Genomic DNA, 23,439 nt, shown 5'->3' on the forward strand with positions numbered 1-23,439 from the left:
ATAATATTATTGTAAGAATATATTTACATTAAATATAGGTTTTAACGTATATTATAGGTTTTCATGTTTAGAACCAATGTAATTATAATTCTACTTTTAGTAAGTGCTACCACAGTAGCTCAGCAGATTTATTTAGATACGTTTTCTTCGGTTTCGTATTCAAATAATGATGGTAATAGTAATTGGGCTTCCGATTGGGTAGAAAGTGGTGATACCGATTTAGGCCCCTCCGCCCAATATATTTATATTACTGGGGGGCAGCTCACGTTTGCGTACATCTATGATGAGTTCATTTATAGGTTGGTCGATTTGTCAGGCGCTACAGCAGCTACTTTGAGCTTTGATTTTCAGACCAATAGTCTTGGCGGAAACCAAGAATTGGGGGTGTATATTTCCAACGATGGCGGTGCAACTTATAATTTTTTGGGAGGCGTCTCCGGGGCAGGTTCGTTCTCCCAAGACATATCTGCCTATATAGCTTCCAATACGTTATTGGCTTTTACTAAAACTGTAGATAACTGGGCTGCCGACGACTGGGCACAAATTGATAATGTACAGATAGTAGCCAGTTCTACCCCCTATTTGGTTGTAGAAGATGTAGCCGTTTCTGAAGATGTGGGTAATCTGATATTTACGGTCACCCAGCAGGGCGTTAATGCAGGTGCTCCCTATTCGGTTAATTTTAAAACTTCAGATGGTACCGCAATTGCCAATAGTGATTACCTTGCTACTACGGGAACCATTAATTTTAGTGGTGCCTTGGGTGAAGCACAGACTATAACGGTACCTATTGTCAACGATGCTATCACAGAAGCAGACGAGTTCTTTAATCTTAGTTTTACATCGTCTTCCAATCCCAGTTTAGACTATAGTGATACTGCTACCGGTACAATCAATTCACAGGTACCGTTTAACCAACCATTAGTATTACAACATCAATTCGCCGGGTATGTCAATTACACTTCCACTGCCGGAACTTTTAGAACACAGGACAACATTACAGATGCGTGCGCTTTGACGACCACATCAAGCAATACACTTTTTTCCTCGGTGCCTGCAACAGCATCTATTCAAAAGGCACTATTGTACTGGTCACATTCTAACTATACGCTTGATGATACCGTAACTTTTGAAGGCCAACAAGTAACTGCGGAAAGAATCTATGAATCAGGGCTGAACTTTAACGGTGATATACTCACCTTTTATGGTTACGTGAGCGATGTTACCAGTATTTTAGAAGGTATAGGTGTGGCCAATCTTGGCACGACCACTTTTGATGTCACTGATTTAGAGATTAACTCCGGTTTTCCCTTTTGTGATTATCAAACTGTTTTGGGTGGATGGTCTTTAATGGTTTTTTATGAGGATGCCTCTTTACCGGCTTCTAACATCAATCTTTATGAAGGTTTTGACGGGTTGAGTAATGCCAGTACCTCTTTTACCTTAGACTCGTTTTTTGCTATTGCTGGTACAGGAGCCAAGGCGTCCTTTTTATCTTGGGAGGGAGACGCCACTTTAGATGGCAATAGTGAGGGAACGACCAACCCTAATGGTGAGCGATTATCGATAACCAACCAGGCCGGGTTCAATTTTACCTTATCCGGTGATGGTGGCCAAACCGGCAATAATGCGTATAACTCTACGGCCTTTGATAATACTCAGGTACCGAATGTTAATAATGGATCATTATATGGGGTTGATTGGGATACCTTTGATATAGCCAGTTATATCGCACCAACAGATACCCAGGTTACCGCCAATGTAGATGTCGGTCAAGATTTTGTTGTATCAAATGCCGTGGTAATCAAGGTTCCTTCCAATTTGGTTACGGGGTTCGTTTTTGAAGATATCAATTATCCCGGAGGTGCGGGCAGAAATAGGGCAACTGCTTCCGGTCAGGGGGTTGCCAATGTGACCGTTGAACTTTATAATTCGTTAGGTCTTTTACAAACCACTACCACGACCGACGCCAATGGGCAATACATTTTTGGCGGAATGGCAGATGGTACTTACACCGTTAGGGTGGTCAATGAATCGGTAAGTTCTACGAGAGGTGGTGGAGTAGGATGCTCCGATTGTTATGCTGTGCAGACTTTTAGAAGCGACCATAACGGAACTGATGTTGTTGATGTAACCGATGAGGTCGGCGGGCCCAATCCTTCTCAAGAAGATGTTTCCGCAGGTAATCTTTTTGGGGCACAATCAGTTTCAACGGTTACTTTGGCCAGTAATGGTATAGTGGGCATTGATTTTGGCTTTAACTTCAATACTATTGTTAATACGAATGAAAACGGCCAAGGATCTTTAGATCAATTCATTGTCAACTCCAATAATCTAGATGAAACAGGTCTTGATATTGAGGCTAACGCTCTATTCGACCCCGTTGCAGGAGAGGATACTTCCATATTTATGATTCCAAGTGACGGCGACCCCTTGGGCAGAACGGCCGATACAAACTATACGAATGGCTATTTCGATATTTTTTTCAATGATGCCTTTATTCCTTCAGATGTTGTTTCCGATAATACGGTTATAGATGGAAGAACGCAGACGGCTTATAGTGGAGACACCAATGCGGGTACCATCGGAGGGGGTTCAACAGTGGGTACCAATTCCGTTGTACTACCGAACTATAATCTTCCCGAAATTCAGATTCATAGAAATGCGGGGGATGTTTTTAAGTTAAATGCAAACAATTTGGTAGTTAGAAACATAGCTGTTTTTGGTAATACCAACGCTGCTATTCAAGTGAATACCGGTACCGCCAACATTGTAGAAAACTTATTAGGTGTAAACGCTTTAGGCGTATCATCGGGAAATATTCAGTACGGGGTCGAAAATGTAGGAGGAGAAGTTACCATCAATTCTAATTATATAGCTTCAAATACGGTGGCCGGTGTGGTCATTTCTGGGGGAACCAGTTCTGTTCTGACACAAAATCATTTCGCCGAAAATGGGGCGACCAGCTGTGATGATGCTATACTGGTAACCAGCGGTAGCGGTATCAACATTCAGCATAATTTAATCGAGAATTCGGCATCGTTAGGTATTGATGCAGTTTCAGGTGTAAATAACTTGTCCATTCAGGGCAATACCATAGTAGGATCTGGGCGAGTGGCTGGGCTTTGCTCTTCTGAAATAAAGAATATGGGAATAGAAATCTCCGGTAGCAATTCAATTATTTCAAACAATGTAATTACTTCAAACGGTGGTGCCGGCCTAGTGATTTCGGGATCCGGGACTTCTAATTTAATAAGTGAGAATAGTTTTTTTGCCAATGGTACTGCCACTAGTGCTTTAGGTATTGACTTAGGCAATGATGGTGTGACAATAAATGATATGGGTGATACAGATTCTGGTGCCAACGGTTTAAATAACTTTCCGATACTCTCAGCAGCCTATCAAGCGGGTAATAACTTGGTTTTAATGGGGTGGGTAACACCTGGAGTCACCGTAGAATTTTTCTTTACTGATATAAGTGAGGGTTCAGCAGCTGAAGGGGCAAATACGCTTAGTAGGTCAAAAGATTACGGAGAGGGCCAAACTTATATTGCCACTAGAACCGAGGGTTCCGTTGATGATTTAGAAGGTGCTTCTTCATCTTATTCTGTATTTGATGGTAATACCGATAATGTCAATAGATTTAAGTTTTCGGTACCGTTACCAATTGGAACTGATTTAGGAGATAAGATTACAGCTACGGCAACTCTTTCTAATACGACATCCGAATTTTCACCAGAGGTCGAAGTTAGGTTACCAACTGTAATAACAAACCGTACAATTACTTATAGGGTTAATAGAAATTAAAGAATATTCTTACAATTTAATTTTGATTCAAAATGTAGGAAATAACTAAAATAGAACTGTTTATGGTCTAAATCTTCTGTTTTACAACAAAATTTATATTCTCGGTATTGGTCTATACTACATTTGGTAGATATGCTAGTTGATCTAGTATGTCCTAAATCCAACTGAAAAATGTATAGAACCTACTTATACCTGGTCTTCTTTTTTCTATTTTATACTAACCTAGCTGGTCAAGAAAACTATCTAGACCGGTTCAATAATGTATCCTATTCGAACAATAACGGCTCGCAAAACTTTAGCGGCAATTGGATAGAAACAGGAGATACCGATAATGGGCCGAACAACCAGTACATTCGAATTACTGGTAACCGATTGATGCTCTATTACCTTTATTCGGAAACAATTAGGCGTTCTGTTGACTTGAACGGAGCGTCGGCCGCCGTACTTACTTTTGATTGGCAGGCAGTTAGTTTAGGAGGTACAAGAGAACTGGCAGTTCAAATCTCAAGCAATGGTGGAGCGAGCTATACTACGATAGGCACTGTTACGGGAAATAATTCAGGGTCTTTCAGCCAAGACATTTCACCATATATCTCTAGTAACACTACCATTAGATTTCGAAAGACCTATTCTAACTGGCGTAACAACGACTATGCCTATATAGATAATTTTCAGATTGTCGCTACTTTCCCAGCTCCGATTCCAATCATTGAGGTTGAAGATATTGCGGTCGATGAAGATGCAGGCAATGCTATTTTTACGGTAGTTCACACAGGAACCAATGCTACGGGGCCTTTTGCCGTTAATTACCAAACTGTGCCTGGCTCGGCAACCGAAGGGTCTGATTATACGGCTACAAGCGGTATCTTAAACTTCAACGGTAACGTAAGCGATACTGAAACCGTTTCTGTACCCTTAGTGGACGATACCACCATCGAAAACCCCGAAGATTTTATTCTACAATTCACCTTGGTCACCGACCCTACGGTGAATATAACAGATACTGGCACGGCTGCAATTATTGATGATGATGCCCTAATAATGACCGATGGGCAAACAGTAAATACCTGTAACGATGTTTTTTTCGATCCAGGCGGGTTATCTAACTATTCTAATAATCAAGACGTCGTCTATACAATTTGTCCGGATACGGCCGATACCTATATCAACGTAAATTTCACGAGTTTCGAAGTGGTATCCGGGGACATGCTATATGTGTATGATGGTACGAATACGAGTGGTACGTTGCTTGGCCAGTATGATAGTTCTAATGTTCCTAGAAGTATCAATTCAAACAGTGCTTCTGGTTGTCTTACTTTTCGATTTGTCTCCAATAATAATAGCACTGGTGCGGGTTGGGAAGCGGAAATTAATTGTTTTCCTGAAGGCCCCATTATTGTTATCGATGATATTTCATTTGATGAAGATGTAGGTAATGCCGTATTTACGGTTCGCTCTACCCGAGCAGCTCATGGTAGAAACATTTTTCTTTTTGGTTTTGTAGAGGAACCCTTTACGGTTGATTTTCAGACTGTCGATGATTCGGCAACTGCCGGTAGCGATTATACTTCATCCACAGGCACTCTAACTTTTACGGGCGAGCTCAATAATGTTCAAACAATTTCAGTACCGATTGCGAATGACGGTATACCTGAATTGGCCGAAAGTTTTACTATAGAGTTTACAGATGCAGAGGCAGATTATGCACAGGTAAATTATAATGATACGGGTACGGGTACGATCAACTCGCAAATTTTGGCGAACGACCCGTTGACTTTATTCCAAGAATTTGATGGTTATTATGATTACTCCACAACTGGCGGTACGCTAAGAACTAGTCCGAATGGTGGCGACCCATGTGCGATAACTTCCTCTTCGTCCAATAGTTTGGTGTCCTCGGTGCCTGCAACGGCATCTGTTGAGAGGGCCTATTTATATTGGTCTCACTCCAGTACTGTGCGCGATGCCGATGTTACTTTTGAAGGGCAAAACGTATCTGCTAATTTTCTGTATCAAACCTCACTGGGCAATAGAAATTTTTATGGTTATGTCAGTGATGTAACCTCTATCGTACAAGGCGTTTCCAATTTATCGACCAATGTTTTTGACTTTGGTGACCTTGATATAAATAATACTGGTGACTATTGTAATACTAGTACTGTTTTGGGGGGATGGGCACTAATGGTTTTTTATGAAGACCGTTCGCTACCAGCGGTAAACATTAACCTATACCAAGGTTTTGATGGTCTAAGCAATGATGGTAATTCTTTTACCTTAGATTCCTTTTACGCGATATCGGGTACAGGGGCAAAAGCTACCTTTTTATCATGGGAAGGTGATCCTGACCTAACTGGCGCCAGCTCGGGCTCTACCAATCCTGAAGAATTGTCTATTACCAATCAAAGAAATCAGAACTATGTACTGACTGGCGATGGGGGACAAACAGGTAACAACTCTTATAACTCTACCATTTACGATAATACGGTTGGCCCAGTGTACAACAATTCAAGTACCTATGGTGTTGATTTAGATACGTACGATATATCAAGCTATATTCAGCCGGCCGATAGCGAAGTAACCGCTAACGTAGATGTAGGGCAAGATTTTGTTATATCTGCAGCCGTTATTCTCAAAGTACCCTCTAACCTTATTGCCGGAAGAGTTTTTGAAGATGTCAACTATCCGGGAGGTTTTGGCCGGGATAGAACCGCCTCTAGCGGAATAGGCATAACGGGCGCAGTTGTAGAGCTATATGAGAGTAATGGCAATTTCATTCAAAGAAAAAATACGGCGGCCAATGGTAATTATTCATTTGGGGGTATGGCCGATGGTGACTATTACATAAAAGTGGTGAATTCTACCGTTAGGTCTACTCGTGACAATGGGCCCAACTGCTCTTCATGTTATCCTGTACAGACCTATAGGGCTGAGGTCGATGCCGCAGGAAACTATAATGACATTACCAATGAAGTCGGGGGTAACGACCCTACGGCCATTCAAGATGTGGCGTTAGGCGTTTTTGCCAACTCTCAAAGTATTTCCCCTGTAACCGTTGAAGGTAATGGAGTAGTAGATATTGATTTTGGTTTCAATTTTAATACCATTGTCAATACCAACGAATCCGGTCAAGGTTCTCTTAATCAATTTATTTTGAATAGTAACACGCTAGGTGAAAACGGATTGGATGTTGAACCGAATTCCATTTTCGACCCGAACGTAGGTCAAGATATCTCCATATTTATGATTCCACCTACAGGTGATAGCATGGGTAGAACCGCTGATGCTAACTACGCATCCGGTTATTTCGATATTCTTATTGATAACAGTTCTGCTCTGGCCAATATCACCGGTACTAATACGATAATCGACGGTCGAACACAAACAAGCTATTCCGGAGATTCTAATAGCGGTGTGTCGGGCGCAGGCGGTACTGCTGTGGGTACTTCAAATACACTCTTGCCCAGCTATCTAAGACCTGAAATTCAAATTCATAGAAATGGCGGGGATGTTTTTAACTTAAACGGAAACAATGTAGAAATAAGAAATGTGTCTGTGTTTGCCAATAACAATGCCGGAATAAGAACTTTAGGGGGCTCTGCAACTATTTCTTCCTCATTTTTGGGGGTCAACGCATTAGGGGCATCCTCGGGAAATATCGATTACGGCGTTGAGCAAACAGGGGGCGAAGTAACCATTACTTCGAACTACATATCTGCCAATTCCGATGCGGGCATTTTAATAAATGGAGGTACTTCCACCGAAATTGTACTGAATCATCTATTTGCCAATGGCTCTTCCGCATGTTCCGATAACATATTGATTTCTGCCGGAAATAATGTGGAGGTATCTACCAATCTAATTGAAAATGCCGCAGCCTCGGGCATTGAAATTGATACGTTGAATGATGTACTGGTAACCGATAATTCAATTCTTGGCGCGGGTCAAAATGGAGGTAACTGCAGTGGGTCTTTTGAGGGTATGGGGGTTTTAATTAATGCCAGCAATGCCAATATTTCACAAAACAGAATTTTTTCCAATGGGGGAGCGGGCATAGTGGTGATATCAGGCGACGGTAATACCATTTCACAAAATTCCATATACGGTAATGGAACGGTGCTTCCGAGCCTCGGAATTGATTTGAATAGAGATGGAGTAACATTAAATGAAACGAACGATACGGACGGTGGACCTAATGGACTATTAAACTTCCCTGTTATTTCAGGTGCCTACATAAGCGGTTCAAATCTGATAGTTGAAGGATGGAGTAGGCCAGGGGCCACAATAGAAATATTCTTGACCGATATTAGTGAAGGTACTGCCGCCGAAGGCGATAATCAGTTAGGAATGACCTCTGATTATGGAGAAGGTCAGGTTTATTTGGCAAGTTTTATCGAAGGTAGTGCCTCCGACGTTGATTCACAGATAACATCTTACACCGACATAGATGGTAATACTGATAGCACCAATAAATTTAGGTTCAGTACCCCATTGTCATCTGGAGCAGCTTTTGGCAAGTTTGTTACGGCCACGGCCACTTTAACTAATACGACATCTGAATTTTCACCCGAAAGCATTATTAAGGCTTACACTCTTATAACGAACCGAAGAATTACATATAGGGTGAAAAAGAACTGATTTATAGACTAAAACGATAGCTTTTTCCTTTTCACACTATATATCAGTTCATTGGCAACATTTTTTATGCCCTTCAATCGACACAATGTAATATTGTACAATTGTCTATTGTTCAGGGGGTAAAATGAAATGTACTTGGTCATTAGTATTTTTCTTTTTCTGCGTGGGATTACTTTCTGCGCAGCAAGTCTACATGGATGCATTTTCGACCAATGCATATACCAATAATGATGGTAATACCAATTTTTCCAATGCGTGGGGAGAAGCGGACAATGCCGGTGGCGGTGCTACAGGAGGAAATATCTCGGTCAATTCGGGTTCATTGGTTTTCAATGGTCTCAGAAGTGCCGATTATATCTACCGTAATCTTGATTTAAGCGGCGTAACCAAAGATGTAGAATTATCTTTTAGCTATAATGCAACAAGTAGGGGCGATGAGCGATTAAGGGTTTACCTATTTAATGCCTCTACGAACACTTGGGAAAATATTACGACCTTACAGGTATCGACCGCAAGTACTGTGACCTATACCTTAACTGCTGGGCAAAAATCTAACCAATCAGGTATTGCATTTCAAAGTAGTTCAGGTGATTGGTCGGTTGGCGAAATCATCAGAATAGACAATGTTGCTTTTAGAATTGAGGATCAACCTCCAGTGATTACGGCGACCGGAAACCAAGATTATTGCCCTGGCACTTCTGTACCCGTAGTAGAAACGGTAAGCATATCAGACCCTGACGATTCTACTATTCAAGAGGTATCCGTACAAATTTCCAACGGCTATATAAATGGTGAAGATATTTTGACCTTGGCGGGTACACATCCGAATATCACTGCTAGTTGGATTCCCGCTGAGGGTAGATTGCTTTTAAGCGGTCCGGCAACTTCCACTGAATTTGAATCAGCCGTATCGGCGGTATTGTTCTCATCAAGTTCCGCTAGTCCTTCAGGAACCCGCGACTTTTCTATTATCGTGGGAGATGCATATTTCTTACCTGATACCGGGCACTATTATCAGTTCTTTTCAGACCTTGGAATTACATGGACCAGCGCACGCGACAAGGCTGCTTTATCAACTTACTATGGTCTTCAAGGGTATTTGGCAACGCTTACTTCTCTTGAAGAAGCTAATTTTGCGGGTTCTCAGATCTCTGGAGCTGGTTGGATAGGTGGTAGTGATGCCGCTGTTGAAAACGAATGGCGATGGGTAACGGGCCCTGAGGCAGGTACCGTATTTTGGAACGGTTTAGCGGGAGGCTCAACACCGAATTATGCATTCTGGAATACAGGAGAACCAAACCAATCAGGAGACGAAGATTATGCACATATTACCGAAGATGGTACCGGAATCGATGGTTCTTGGAACGATTTAAGTAATACGGGTGCCGGTTCGGGCGCTTATCAACCAAAAGGTTACGTGGTTGAATATGGGGGCATGCCAGGAGACCCAACTATCGATGTATCAGCAAGTACCTCTTTGACAGTTGATGAAGACCCGGTGATAACAGCACAACCGGTAGATCAAGCAATTGTAGATGGTGGCGACGCCACTTTTTCGGTCAGCGCCACTGGGGGAACCTTATTATACCAATGGCAGGTCAGTACCAATGATGGAGCATCCTATACCAACATTTCTGGAGCAACATCTTCTTCGGTTACAATTAACAATGTTACTTTCTCGGATGAAGGCAATAGGTATCGGGTTTTAATATCTGAAAGTGGTTCTTCGTGCGCGGCAATAGCTTCCGATTATGGTGTTCTATCTATCTTGATGGATTCAGATGGCGACGGTTATGCTGATGCCTATGATTTAGATGATGACAATGATGGTATTTTAGATTCGGAAGAATTAGGGTCATGTTACGGAACATTGGCATATGAATTCTACGATTTGACTCCACCCGGTAATACGGTCGACAATATACCTACAACTGGGGCCCTTTCAACGGGTTCTATAACTTCTTTTGATGTAGATGCGCTTCAAGGGGCGGTAGACCCTGGCGATGCTGATAGTTTCGCTATCAGGTATACGGGTCTGATAGATATCGCTGCGGCTGGTTCCTATACATTTTACACAACTTCCGATGATGGCTCTAAATTGTACATCAATGGTTTGGAAGTGGTCAATAACGATTTTGACCATGGCCCTCAAGAGCGGTCCGGGGTGATTAACCTAACGGCGGGGCTTCACGATATAGAGGTCTTATTTTTTGAAAATGGAGGAGGAGAATCGCTATTGGTACAATATGAAGGTCCATCTTTGGCTAAACAATCCATACCATTTACGGCATTTTATGAGGGTACTTGTGATATTGATGGTGATGGTTTGGCCAATCATTTAGACGATGATAGTGATGGAGATGGATGTTCTGATGCCGATGAGGCTTACGGCGCATCTGGAACCGATGTTGACGGTAATGGTATGTATGGTTCAGGAAATCCTACCGTTAATTCTGACGGAACGGTTCAAGCGGCCTCCTACGCAACACCCAATGATGGTGACAGTAATGGAGAAGACGATTATAAAGAAACGGTTAATGCACCTGTTGTACCTACTTCTAATACAACTGAAACAGCCTGTAACGGAGGTAATATCAGTTTTTCTTTAACGACCAATTTTGCCGATACTCACCAATGGCAGTTTTACAATGGTTCGTCTTGGATAGACCTTGCCGATGGTGGTATTTATTCGGGTACCGACACAAATACCCTTAATCTGAATGGGGTAACTCTAGCAGAAAACGGAAATCAGTATAGGCTAGTTGCCTCTTACAGTGGTAATGTCTGTAGAGAAGCTATTAGTGGTACTACGACCTTAAGTGTCATTCAACCAACGGTAGATGCCGGTGCCGATCAAACGATTTGTGATGGTGAGTCTGCGACATTGACCGCGGTTGGTTCTGGTGGTAGCGGTAGTGGTTATACTTATTTATGGAGCACGGGCGAAACTTCTTCTTCGATTACCGTATCGCCTGTTGGTAATACCAATAATAACGTCGACGTAGACTATACGGTTACGGTAACAGATAGTTTTGGTTGTACAAATAGCGATGTGGTCAGGGTTACTGTTGAACCAACCCCTACGATAACGGTATCAAGTTCGCCAAGCTGTAACTTTAGGTTATTTCAGCCTACCACCTATACTTTAGAAGTTACCGTCAGTGCAGGCTCGGTTACATCTACCAATGGTACGGTAAGCAATTTAGGGGGTAATGTGTGGCGTATAGCTGATGTTCCCGATGGCACTGATATAACTGTAACTGTTTCTCAGGGCAATTGTAGCAGAAATTTACCTGTAACGGCTCCAAACTGTACCTGTCCTACTGTAAACGCACCGGTTAGTGGGGGCGATCAAGAATTCTGTGCTGGAAGCCCTGTTCCTACTTTGACGGCTACGGTTGGAAATAATGAAACCGTTAATTGGTATGATTCCATTTCTGGTGGTACATGGTTACAAAGTAACAGCACGAGTTATACCCCTTCTTCGGCCGGCACATACTATGCGGAAACGATTAACACGTTTACCGGTTGTACGAGTAATTCTAGAACTGCGGTTAGGGCCATTCAGAATGCATTGCCTGTAGTTGATGCCGGACCAAATGTTCAGATATGTGACGGAGACTCAACAACATTGACAGCCTCCGCGAGTGGTGGTAGTGGTTCGGGCTATTCGTATTTATGGAGTACTGGCGAGACAAGTCAGGCCATTACAGTAGCGCCAACGGGGAGTGCAAATAGTAATACTACTGTGCCTTATTCGGTTACTGTTACCGATTCAAATGGATGTGAACAGACCGACTCTGTAAATGTGACTATTTACTCAAGACCCCAGGCTATCATTACAACCAACGACGCCACTTGTAATGTCAACAATGGATCATTTACTTTAAGCTTTCCAAATCACCCTAATCGAACATCGATTCAATTTAGCCTTGATGGAGGAGCGACCTATAGAACAAATGTGGCGGATAATTCTGGCTCTGTAACATATGGCGGACTTTCAGGTGGCACTTACAATATCTGGGCTCGATGGGGTAATTCAGCTTGCCCTGTAGAACTTGGTACCTACACTATTAATACCGTACCGGTGGTTACCGTGGTTTCAGAGCCTATAGATCAAACGATTTTTGTAGGCCAAAATACAAGCTTTAGTGTAAGTGCCAATAATGCGGACACCTACCAATGGCAGGTGAGTACCGATGGCGGTGCCGGCTTTGTTGATATATCTGATAACGCTTTCTATTCCGGTTCTCAGACGAACAGTCTAAATATAAGTACACCTGAAATAGACTTCAACGGAAATATTTATAGGGTCAGAATAACCAATTCAAGCACATCTTGTGCCCCGACTACTTCTCAAATAGCAACCCTAACGGTAAAAGTAAGAACGGTAATAAGCAATCGCCGTATTACCTACCGCACTAAAAAGAATTAAATCCTTCCTATTTTAAGCAAATTAGAATAGCTGCTCATCGAGATATTTATACAGAATAACTCTAACGTTATAGTTAAATGTAAGTCGTTCATATTCATATTTATTACATACAGGCCCTTACTTTTTTATCGGATTTTTCGTACCAGTTGTCCCTTGTAACTTATTGATATACTTGGCGTAATCGACGAACGAAATAATCATTACTTCAAATTTTTAATCCTATACACTACATTTTAACCAATACACAACAATTATTTTCCTGCGGCAGGCCTAAGATTAATTTTGTAATGTGCAATTGTGCCCTTTATCGAATAAATGGGTATCAAATGCATCCCCAAATAAAATAACTTAACCGAACATAGTCAGGATTTGTAAAAATTCCTGATGTAAATGGCCAAAGGAATAAAGTATTCTTCACCATTTCGCAAACATTCGCTTTGTAATGTTCCGGTTAAAGATTGTATAAAATTGAATGAACCGACTTCTATAGAAAATTTTCTATAGAAGGTACCAACTAATCTTGAACCTACGACATAGCTCAAAGTAATGGCCATGAAGAAAATCGTTTTAATCTTGTTGCTTTTTACCTCTGTGTATTCTTTTGCACAAACCACGGTTACTTTAGAAGATCAGTGTAATTGTGAGGTGTTAAGCGGAACAGATGTTACCGCCCCAGGAATGACAACTCCCAGTGGAGCTGATTTAGGTGACATTTATGTAAACACCGATACAGGTACCATTTATTATTGGGATGGAAATTCGTGGGAGCTTACCTCTTCTGATGACCAGCAACTACAGGCTTTTACTTATAACAATGGTACAGGAGAACTTTCATTGACTTTAGAAGATGGTGGTACAATTTCAGTTGTATTACCACTTGAAACTGTAACCACATTTTCTTCAACTGTTCCTTTTGGCAACAATATTGGCGTTTATGAAAATGAGAACGGAGATGTTGTAACCATTAATGAATCGATAACCAGCATTTCCGACAATGGTGACGGTAACGTAACCCTTGTCAACGAGGCGGGCAACAGTATCACCGTAGCCAAGTCCGACATTACCGACTTGGGTGGCGGACTCTATCAATTCACCAACGGTGATGGCACTGATGTGACGATTGATACTAATGGAACGTCCATCAGCAACGTAATTGCCGGTAACCGCATCGCTACGGTAACCGAAGCGGATGGCACTACCACCGATGTAAACGAAACGATTACTGATATTACAGGGACTTCTAACAGCGGAAACGAAATAGGTGTCTATCAAAAGGAGGATGGTACCACGGTTTCCATCCAGGAAAGTATTGTGAACATTACGGACAACGGTGACGGTAACGTAACCCTTGTCAACGAGGCCGGCAACAGCATTACCGTAGCCAAATCCGACATCACCGATTTGGGTGGCGGACTGTACCAATTTACCAACGGCGACGGAACGGATGTGACGATTGATACCAACGGTATGTCCATCAGCAACGTAATTACCGGTAACCGCATCGCCACGGTAACCGAGGCAGATGGAACCACAACTGATATTGATGAAACAATAACAAGCATTACCGATAACGGCGATGGTAACGTAACGCTTGTCAACGAGGCCGGCAACAGCATTACCGTAGCCAAATCCGACATCACCGATTTAGGTGGCGGACTCTATCAATTCACCAACGGCGATGGAACGGATGTGACGATTGATACCAACGGAATGTCCATCAGCAACGTAATTGCCGGTAACCGCATCGCCACGGTAACCGAGGCGGATGGAACCACAACTGATATTGATGAAACAATAACGGATATCACCGGAACCTCCAACAGTGGAAACGAGATTGGTGTCTATCAAAAGGAGGATGGTACCACGGTTTCCATTCAGGAAAGTATTGTGAACATTACGGACAACGGTGACGGTAACGTAACCCTTGTCAACGAGGCCGGTAACAGTATTACCGTAGCCAAGTCCGACATAACCGATTTGGGTGGCGGACTGTATCAATTTACCAACGGTGATGGCACTGATGTGACGATTGATACCAATGGTATGTCTATCAGCAATGTAATTGCCGGTAACCGCATCGCCACGGTCACGGAGGCGGATGGAACTACCACCGATGTAAACGAAACTATTACTTCCTTGACCGATAACAATGACGGTACAGTAACATATACTACTGAGGATGGCACTTCACAAACAATTAATAAGTCTCAGTTAACAACTAATGGGGATGGTACTTACACTTTTGATTCTGGTAACGGTACTCCAACTACTTTTGTTGGCACGGATAATCAAGATGCTTCCCAAGTTAATTTGGTCACTCCATTCGATATTGATGGAGACACTACTAATGAAACTACAGTTGAAGAAGCAATTTCTGCGCTAGCTTCAAGTAGTTCTGACAATCAACAAATAAGTAGTAGTGTAATTACCCCTAATGAATTGGTCAATATTGCTTTGGAAAGAGGTGGCAATACTAACATTGATATTCGTGACGCGGATTCGTCGGACAGCAATGAAATACAGATTATCACTTCCAATGATGGAACCGTCAATATTGCCCGTACCGTAAATGATTTTGACCTTTCAGTTGATGGTACCGAGACCTTAGTTAGTGGTGCGGGAATCAATTCGGTAACAGGTGATGGTTCAGCTGCTACTCCATATGTAATTACAGGAACGGAAGTAGATGGTAGCATCACAAATGAACTTTCTCAAGTAGGAGCAGGTACACCTATTGCAACAGGTGCTACGGCTGCAAATACTGGAGAGACCTATGTAGATACGAACACAGGTCAATTATATGTCTGGGATGGTTCTTCATGGGCCCAAGTCGGTGGTAATGCAACACCCGATGCTGACCCTGACCCAACGAACGAAATCACCGATGTCACGGACAACGGCAACGGAACAACGACCATTACCGACGTGAACGGTGGAAGCGTAACCGTTGATAATGACGGAGTGGATAATGTAGACGATGCCGACAACGACCCAACGAACGAAATTACAGATGTGACGGATAACGGCAACGGAACAACGACCATTACCGATGTGAACGGTGGAAGCGTAACGGTTGATAATGACGGAGTCGATAACGTGGATGATGCCGATAACGACCCGACGAACGAAATCACCGATGTGACCGATAACGGCAACGGAACGACGACCATTACCGATGTGAACGGCGGAAGCGTAACCGTTGATAATGACGGAGTGGATAATGTAGACGATGCCGACAACGACCCAACGAACGAGATTACCGATGTGACGGATAACGGCAACGGAACAACGACCATTACCGATGTGAACGGTGGAAGCGTAACGGTTGATAATGACGGAGTCGATAACGTAGATGATGCCGATAACGACCCAACGAACGAGATTACCGATGTGACGGATAACGGCAACGGAACAACGACCATTACCGATGTGAACGGTGGAAGCGTAACGGTTGATAATGACGGCGTCGATAATGTGGACGATGCGGACAACGACCCAACGAACGAAATCACCGATGTGACGGACAATGGCAACGGAACAACGACCATTACCGATGTGAACGGTGGAAGCGTAACGGTTGATAATGACGGCGTCGATAATGTGGACGATGCGGACAACGACCCAACGAACGAAATCACCGATGTGACGGACAATGGCAACGGAACAACGACCATTACCGATGTGAACGGTGGAAGCGTAACGGTTGATAATGACGGCGTCGATAATGTGGACGATGCAGACAACGACCCAACGAACGAAATCACCGATGTGACGGACAATGGCAACGGAACAACGACCATTACCGATGTGAACGGTGGAAGCGTAACGGTTGATAATGACGGAGTCGATAACGTAGATGATGCCGATAACGACCCAACGAATGAAATCACGGATGTTACCGATAACGGCAACGGAACAACGACCATTACCGATGTGAACGGTGGAAGCGTAACCGTTGATAATGACGGAGTCGATAATGTGGACGATGCCGATAACGACCCAACGAACGAGATTACCGATGTTACCGACAACGGCAACGGAACAACTACGATCACCGATGTGAACGGCGGAAGCGTGACCGTTGATAATGATGGCGTTGATAACGTAGATGATGCCGATAACGACCCAACGAACGAGATTACCGATGTGACCGACAACGGCAACGGAACAACGACCATCACAGATGTAAATGGTGGAAGTGTAACGGTGGATAATGATGGCGTCGATAATGTGGACGATGCCGATAATGTAATAGGTAATGAGTACAACACAGGTAGCGCAATTACAGCAGGAAGCCTTGAAATTACCGATGGAGGAGGTACCGAATCTGTTAATTTGATCAGTGGTGACGCTAATAATGATATTGCGGTCGGTTCAGATGGTGCATTGTATTTGAATGTTGCATCCGTTAGTATCGCCGAGACCAATACCAATCTTACCGACAACAATAACGGTACGGTTACCTATGTGAATGAAAATGGAGTTTCACAAACAATTTCTAAATCTGAATTATCCGATAATGGTGACGGAACTTTCACCTTTAATAACGGTAATGGTACTCCTATTACTTTCAATGGAACGGATAATGTAGACGATGCCGACAACGACCCAACGAACGAAATCACCGATGTGACGGATAACGGCAACGGAACAACTACTATCACCGACGTGAACGGTGGAAGTGTTACCGTTGATAATGACGGAGTCGATAACGTAGATGATGCCGATAACGACCCAACGAACGAAATCACCGATGTGACGGACAATGGCAACGGAACAACGACCATTACCGATGTGAACGGTGGAAGCGTAACGGTTGATAATGACGGCGTCGATAATGTGGACGATGCAGACAACGACCCAACGAACGAAATCACCGATGTGACGGACAATGGCAACGGAACAACGACCATTACCGATGTGAACGGTGGAAGCGTAACGGTTGATAATGACGGAGTCGATAACGTAGATGATGCCGATAACGACCCGACCAACGAGATTACCGATGTGACCGATAACGGCAACGGAACAACGACCATTACCGATGTAAATGGTGGAAGTGTTACCGTTGATAATGACGGAATCGATAATGTGGATGATGCGGATAACGACCCAACGAACGAAATCACCGATGTGACGGACAACGGCAACGGAACAACGACCATTACCGATGTGAACGGTGGAAGCGTAACGGTTGATAATGACGGAGTCGATAACGTGGATGATGCCGATAACGACCCGACCAATGAGATTACCGATGTGACCGACAACGGCAACGGAACAACGACCATCACAGATGTAAATGGTGGAAGTGTAACGGTGGATAATGATGGCGTCGATAATGTGGATGATGCCGATAACGACCCAACAAACGAGATTGAATTACCTAGTGGAGGTAATAATGGTCAGGTGCTATCAACTGATGGAAGCGGAACTTATACTTGGGTAGATTCGGATTCAGGTCCAGCAGGTGCCGATGGAACAGACGGTAACGGTATTGTTTCTACAGTTGATAACGGAGATGGCACATTTACATTAAACTATTCAGACGGTTCAAGTTTTACAACTTCGAATTTCACTGGTCCGCAAGGCCCGGCAGGTGCTGACGGAGCTACCGGCGCACAGGGTCCTCAGGGAGAGACAGGCCCTCAAGGTCCAGCAGGTGCAGATGGAGCAGACGGAGCAACAGGTCCACAAGGCCCCCAAGGCCCGGCAGGAGCGGACGGCGCTGACGGTGCGGTAGGCCCCCAGGGTCCCGCAGGACCCCAAGGTCCAGCAGGAGCAGACGGTGCAACAGGTCCACAAGGTCCCCAAGGTCCGGCAGGAGCAGACGGAGCAGATGGCGCAACAGGTCCACAAGGACCCCAAGGTCCAGCAGGTGCAGATGGAGCAGACGGAGCAACAGGTCCACAAGGCCCCCAAGGCCCGGCAGGAGCGGACGGCGCTGACGGTGCGGTAGGCCCCCAGGGTCCCGCAGGACCCCAAGGTCCAGCAGGAGCAGACGGAGCGGACGGTGCAACAGGTCCACAAGGACCCCAAGGTCCAGCAGGAGCAGACGGTGCAACAGGTCCCCAAGGTCCCCAAGGTCCAGCAGGAGCAGATGGTGCAACAGGCGCACAAGGTCCCCAAGGCCCGGCAGGAGCGGACGGCGCTGACGGTGCAATAGGTCCACAAGGTCCCCAAGGTCCGGCAGGAGCAGACGGAGCAGATGGTGCAACAGGCCCACAAGGTCCCCAAGGTCCGGCAGGAGCAGACGGAGCAGATGGCGCAACAGGTCCACAAGGACCCCAAGGTCCAGCAGGTGCAGATGGAGCGGACGGTGCAACAGGTCCACAAGGCCCCCAAGGCCCGGCAGGAGCGGACGGCGCTGACGGTGCGGTAGGCCCCCAGGGTCCCGCAGGACCCCAAGGTCCAGCAGGAGCAGACGGAGCGGACGGTGCAACAGGTCCCCAAGGTCCCCAAGGTCCAGCAGGTGCTGATGGAGCTACCGGTGCACAGGGTCCACAAGGAGAAACAGGTCCTCAAGGTCCACAAGGAGAAACAGGCCCACAAGGCCCAGCGGGAGCAGATGGTGCTACCGGTGCACAGGGTCCACAGGGAGAAACAGGTCCACAAGGCCCTCAAGGAGAAACAGGTCCTCAGGGTCCAGCAGGTGCTGATGGAGCTACTGGTGCACAGGGTCCACAAGGAGAGACAGGCCCACAGGGTCCACAGGGAGAAACAGGTCCACAAGGCCCGGCGGGAGCAGATGGTGCTACCGGTGCACAGGGTCCACAAGGAGAAACAGGTCCACAAGGTCCAGCTGGAGCAGACGGAGCAACAGGTCCACAAGGTCCCCAAGGCCCAGCAGGAGCGGACGGCGCTGACGGTGCGGTAGGCCCCCAGGGTCCCGCAGGACCCCAAGGTCCAGCAGGAGCAGACGGAGCGGATGGTGCAACAGGTCCACAAGGACCCCAAGGTCCAGCAGGAGCAGACGGTGCAACAGGTCCCCAAGGTCCCCAAGGTCCGGCAGGAGCTGACGGAGCAGATGGTGCAACAGGCGCACAAGGTCCCCAAGGCCCAGCAGGAGCGGACGGCGCTGACGGTGCGGTAGGCCCCCAGGGTCCCGCAGGACCCCAAGGTCCGGCAGGAGCAGACGGAGCAGATGGCGCAACAGGTCCCGCAGGTCCTCAAGGTCCAGCAGGTGCAGATGGAGCAGACGGTGCGGTAGGTCCACAGGGTCCCGCAGGCCCCCAAGGCCCGGCAGGAGCGGACGGCGCTGACGGAGCGGATGGTGCAACAGGCCCACAAGGACCCCAAGGTCCAGCAGGAGCAGACGGTGCAACAGGTCCCCAAGGTCCCCAAGGTCCGGCAGGAGCTGACGGAGCAGATGGTGCAACAGGCGCACAAGGTCCCCAAGGCCCAGCAGGAGCGGACGGCGCTGACGGTGCGGTAGGCCCCCAGGGTCCCGCAGGACCCCAAGGTCCGGCAGGAGCAGACGGAGCAGATGGCGCAACAGGTCCCGCAGGTCCTCAAGGTCCAGCAGGTGCAGATGGAGCAGACGGTGCGGTAGGTCCACAGGGTCCCGCAGGCCCCCAAGGCCCGGCAGGAGCGGACGGCGCTGACGGAGCGGATGGTGCAACAGGCCCACAAGGACCCCAAGGCCCAGCAGGTGCTGATGGTGCTACAGGTCCTCAAGGTCCACAAGGTCCTGCGGGAGCTGATGGAAACGGTATAGCATCCATAGTGGATAATGGAAATGGTACTTTCACCATAACCTATACCAACGGAGCTACATTTACTTCTTCAGATTTAACTGGTCCGCAAGGTCCAGCTGGAGCAGACGGTGCAGATGGTGCAACAGGTCCTCAAGGTCCTCAAGGTCCTGCAGGTGATCCTGCCAGTGATGATCAGACGCTTTCAACCAATAATAGCCCAGGAGATATTTCAATTTCAGGAGGTAATAATATCACTTTAAATGTGAATGACGCCGATTCTGTAGTAGGCAATGAATATAATAACAGCTTTAGTGTAGTTGGTACCAACCTCAGATTAACAGATGGAGGTGGTAATTTAGACGTTCCACTTTCTAATCTAGGTTCTGATGATCAATACGATGATGAAGTACCACTTAGAAATCCAATAGATGTTGATGAGGCCGGAGAGTCTTCTCCGACACAAGAGACTACTGTTCAAGAGGTAATAGAGGCCATAGCTCCTATTACTTCAGCTGCGGCAAGAATATTCTATCCTCCATCAATTGCAGTTGATGCATCTATTAACGGAAGTTTTACGGTTGATCTGTATGCTGAGTATATCTCTCAATATGGTAGCCCAACGGTATCGAGTGCTGGTGCACCGGTGGCCCTACCTACTTATGGAGCGACTGATCTTTATTACTATGTGACCTATGCTGATCCAACTGTTTTCAATACAGCTACCATGAGTATAGATGCCAATGGAGTTCTTAGTTATGAGATTATTGGACAACCTGCAGACTACAATTCGTTGATCAATGTGGTCTTCATGGTCAAGTAATACAATAATTCTGTAGACAAAAAATTGAAAACCATCACGACATATAAAATGATTATCCTCGGTATTGTATTAACAATACTGGGGATTGCTTCTTCACAAGCGCAATTCTTGTTGCAGGCTCCCAATAGTGGAGATGAAAATAATTATAGATGGTACGAGGCAACGAATCCTACCGTTGTTTTGGGTACCGATTCATTTTACGAGGTAACCGAAAGAGGGGTGTACTTCGCGACATATGACGGTACAATTTGTGGCCATAATGCAACAGGGTATTTCATTGTTACCAATTGTAATTCACCTTATAACGAGGTTACTTTAGATATTTCTAGAAACCCGATTCCTCCAGGGGCTTCCCTTACCTGGAGCCCATCAGTTTCAGGCGACCAAACAAGGCCTACGGTAATCGCAACTCAAACGGTGGCTCGATATACCGCAACCATCAATAAGGCAGGTAATAGTAAAAGCTTACCGAATTTCACCGTAGTATGTATTGACGAATCGGCTACATTGGTTGATGATCTAGTAACACTTGATGAAGATGTAACCACTATTATCGATGTTTTTGCCAACGATTCGGATTTACCTGATTCCGGTTCCTTGACTATTTCAAGACAGCCTTCCAATGGAACGGTTAGCATTGATACCAATGGTACCCCCAACGACCCTACAGATGATATAGTTACATACGTGCCCAATCCGGATTATAATGGAGTGGACGCTTTTAACTATTCGGTTTGCAATACCTTCGGCGACTGTAGTACGGCAACGGTTTCTTTGGAGATAAATCCAATAGTTGATGCTATCGACGATGCTATAGCTACTACCGAAGATACCTCTGTTATTATAGACATTTTGTCCAACGACAATGATATACCCTCTCTCGGTACCTTATCAGCTACTACGGCCACCGATGGCACGGTTAGTATTGATAATGGAGGAACACCTAATGATCCTTCCGATGATATACTAACCTACACACCCAACAGTGAATTTGTGGGCACAGATGTGTTTGGTTATACACTCTGTGATGACCAAGGAAATTGCAGTACGGCATCCATAACCGTTGTTGTTACCAACGCACTTGATTTAGATGCCGATAACGACGGAATACTGGACACTTTTGAAGATTTAAATCTTGATGGAGACAATGACCCAGCTACCAACATAACCGATACCGATGGTGATGGCATTGCCGATTATCTAGATATTGATAGTGATAATGACGGTATACCCGATAACGTGGAAGCGCAGACCACCTTCGGTTATATAGCTCCAACTTTACAGGACAACAACTCGAACGGACTTGACGACGCCTATGAGGCTGATGGTAGTCTAGGCGTTATTCCCGAAGATACCGATGGTGACGGTTTGCCTGATTATGTTGACGAGGATAGTGATAATGACAATATACCAGATGCTATCGAAGGCCATGATCATGACCAAGATGGTGTTCCGGAAGCACGACTCATTGGTTCTGATAAAGATAATGATGGTCTCGACGATGGTTATGAGGGCCAAACAGCCATTGATATTGATGTAAACGATGAAATTGACGATCCATATAACGATTTACCGAATACCGATGGTGATGGAGAATCTAATTACAGGGATACCGATGATGATGATGACGGAATAGAAAGTAAGAACGAAGATATGAACGTCGATGGCGACTATTCAAATGATGATAGTGATAACGATGGTATACCTGAATATTTAGAGCCTAACGCTGATGAAACGGCAATTGAGGTATTCAACGTAATTACACCTAACGGTGACGGTGTTCATGATGTATTGACTATTAACGGTCTTGAGAACTTCCCTGATAATTCTTTAAGAATTTATAACAGATGGGGTGTGGCAGTGTATAGCACACAGGCTTACGATACGCAAGGAAATACTTTTGATGGTACTTCTGAGGGTAGGGTAACAGTTGATGTTGACCGAAAATTACCGGTAGGTACTTATTTCTATATTCTCGAATATAAAACAGATACAGGAGAAACCAAAACCTTGAACGGGTACATATACTTAAACAGATAGCGATT

General features: G+C 45.1%; 5 protein-coding genes. All 5 read left to right on the plus strand.

Annotation, left to right across the window (positions count from 1 at the left end; all coding sequences use genetic code 11):
• The first annotated feature begins 63 nt into the window (after window positions 1-63).
• The 5 genes from D1013_RS06525 to D1013_RS06550 all read left to right on the plus strand — a co-directional run bounded on the left by D1013_RS06525 (window position 64) and on the right by D1013_RS06550 (window position 23,434).
• A complete protein-coding gene (locus tag D1013_RS06525; protein WP_121848097.1) occupies window positions 64-3,807 on the plus strand; it encodes a beta strand repeat-containing protein in 3,744 nt (1,247 codons plus the stop codon).
• Between the two features lie 171 nt (window positions 3,808-3,978).
• On the plus strand, window positions 3,979-8,442 hold the full coding sequence (locus D1013_RS06530; protein ID WP_121848098.1) for a Calx-beta domain-containing protein: 4,464 nt from the start codon (window positions 3,979-3,981) through the stop codon (window positions 8,440-8,442).
• Window positions 8,443-8,635: 193 nt separating this feature from the next.
• Window positions 8,636-12,877 carry an Ig-like domain-containing protein gene (locus tag D1013_RS06535; RefSeq protein WP_162987821.1) on the plus strand — a complete coding sequence of 1,414 codons (4,242 nt, stop codon included), beginning with the start codon at window positions 8,636-8,638 and terminating at the stop codon, window positions 12,875-12,877.
• Window positions 12,878-13,429: 552 nt separating this feature from the next.
• On the plus strand, window positions 13,430-21,394 hold the full coding sequence (locus tag D1013_RS20290) for a hypothetical protein (protein ID WP_205601280.1): 7,965 nt from the start codon (window positions 13,430-13,432) through the stop codon (window positions 21,392-21,394).
• Window positions 21,395-21,442: 48 nt separating this feature from the next.
• Complete coding sequence (locus tag D1013_RS06550) at window positions 21,443-23,434, plus strand: T9SS type B sorting domain-containing protein (protein WP_121848101.1); 1,992 nt, start codon at window positions 21,443-21,445, stop codon at window positions 23,432-23,434.
• Window positions 23,435-23,439: the final 5 nt, after the last annotated feature.

This window comes from Euzebyella marina (genome assembly GCF_003687485.1).
Lineage (GTDB): Bacteria > Bacteroidota > Bacteroidia > Flavobacteriales > Flavobacteriaceae > Euzebyella > Euzebyella marina.

Coding starts and splice junctions, on each gene's coding strand:
- D1013_RS20290 (WP_205601280.1), top strand. CDS start 13,430: ATGAAGAAAATCGTTTTAATCTTGTTGCTTTTTACCTCTGTGTATTCT.
- D1013_RS06530 (WP_121848098.1), top strand. CDS start 3,979: ATGTATAGAACCTACTTATACCTGGTCTTCTTTTTTCTATTTTATACT.
- D1013_RS06525 (WP_121848097.1), top strand. CDS start 64: ATGTTTAGAACCAATGTAATTATAATTCTACTTTTAGTAAGTGCTACC.
- D1013_RS06550 (WP_121848101.1), top strand. CDS start 21,443: ATGATTATCCTCGGTATTGTATTAACAATACTGGGGATTGCTTCTTCA.
- D1013_RS06535 (WP_162987821.1), top strand. CDS start 8,636: ATGGATGCATTTTCGACCAATGCATATACCAATAATGATGGTAATACC.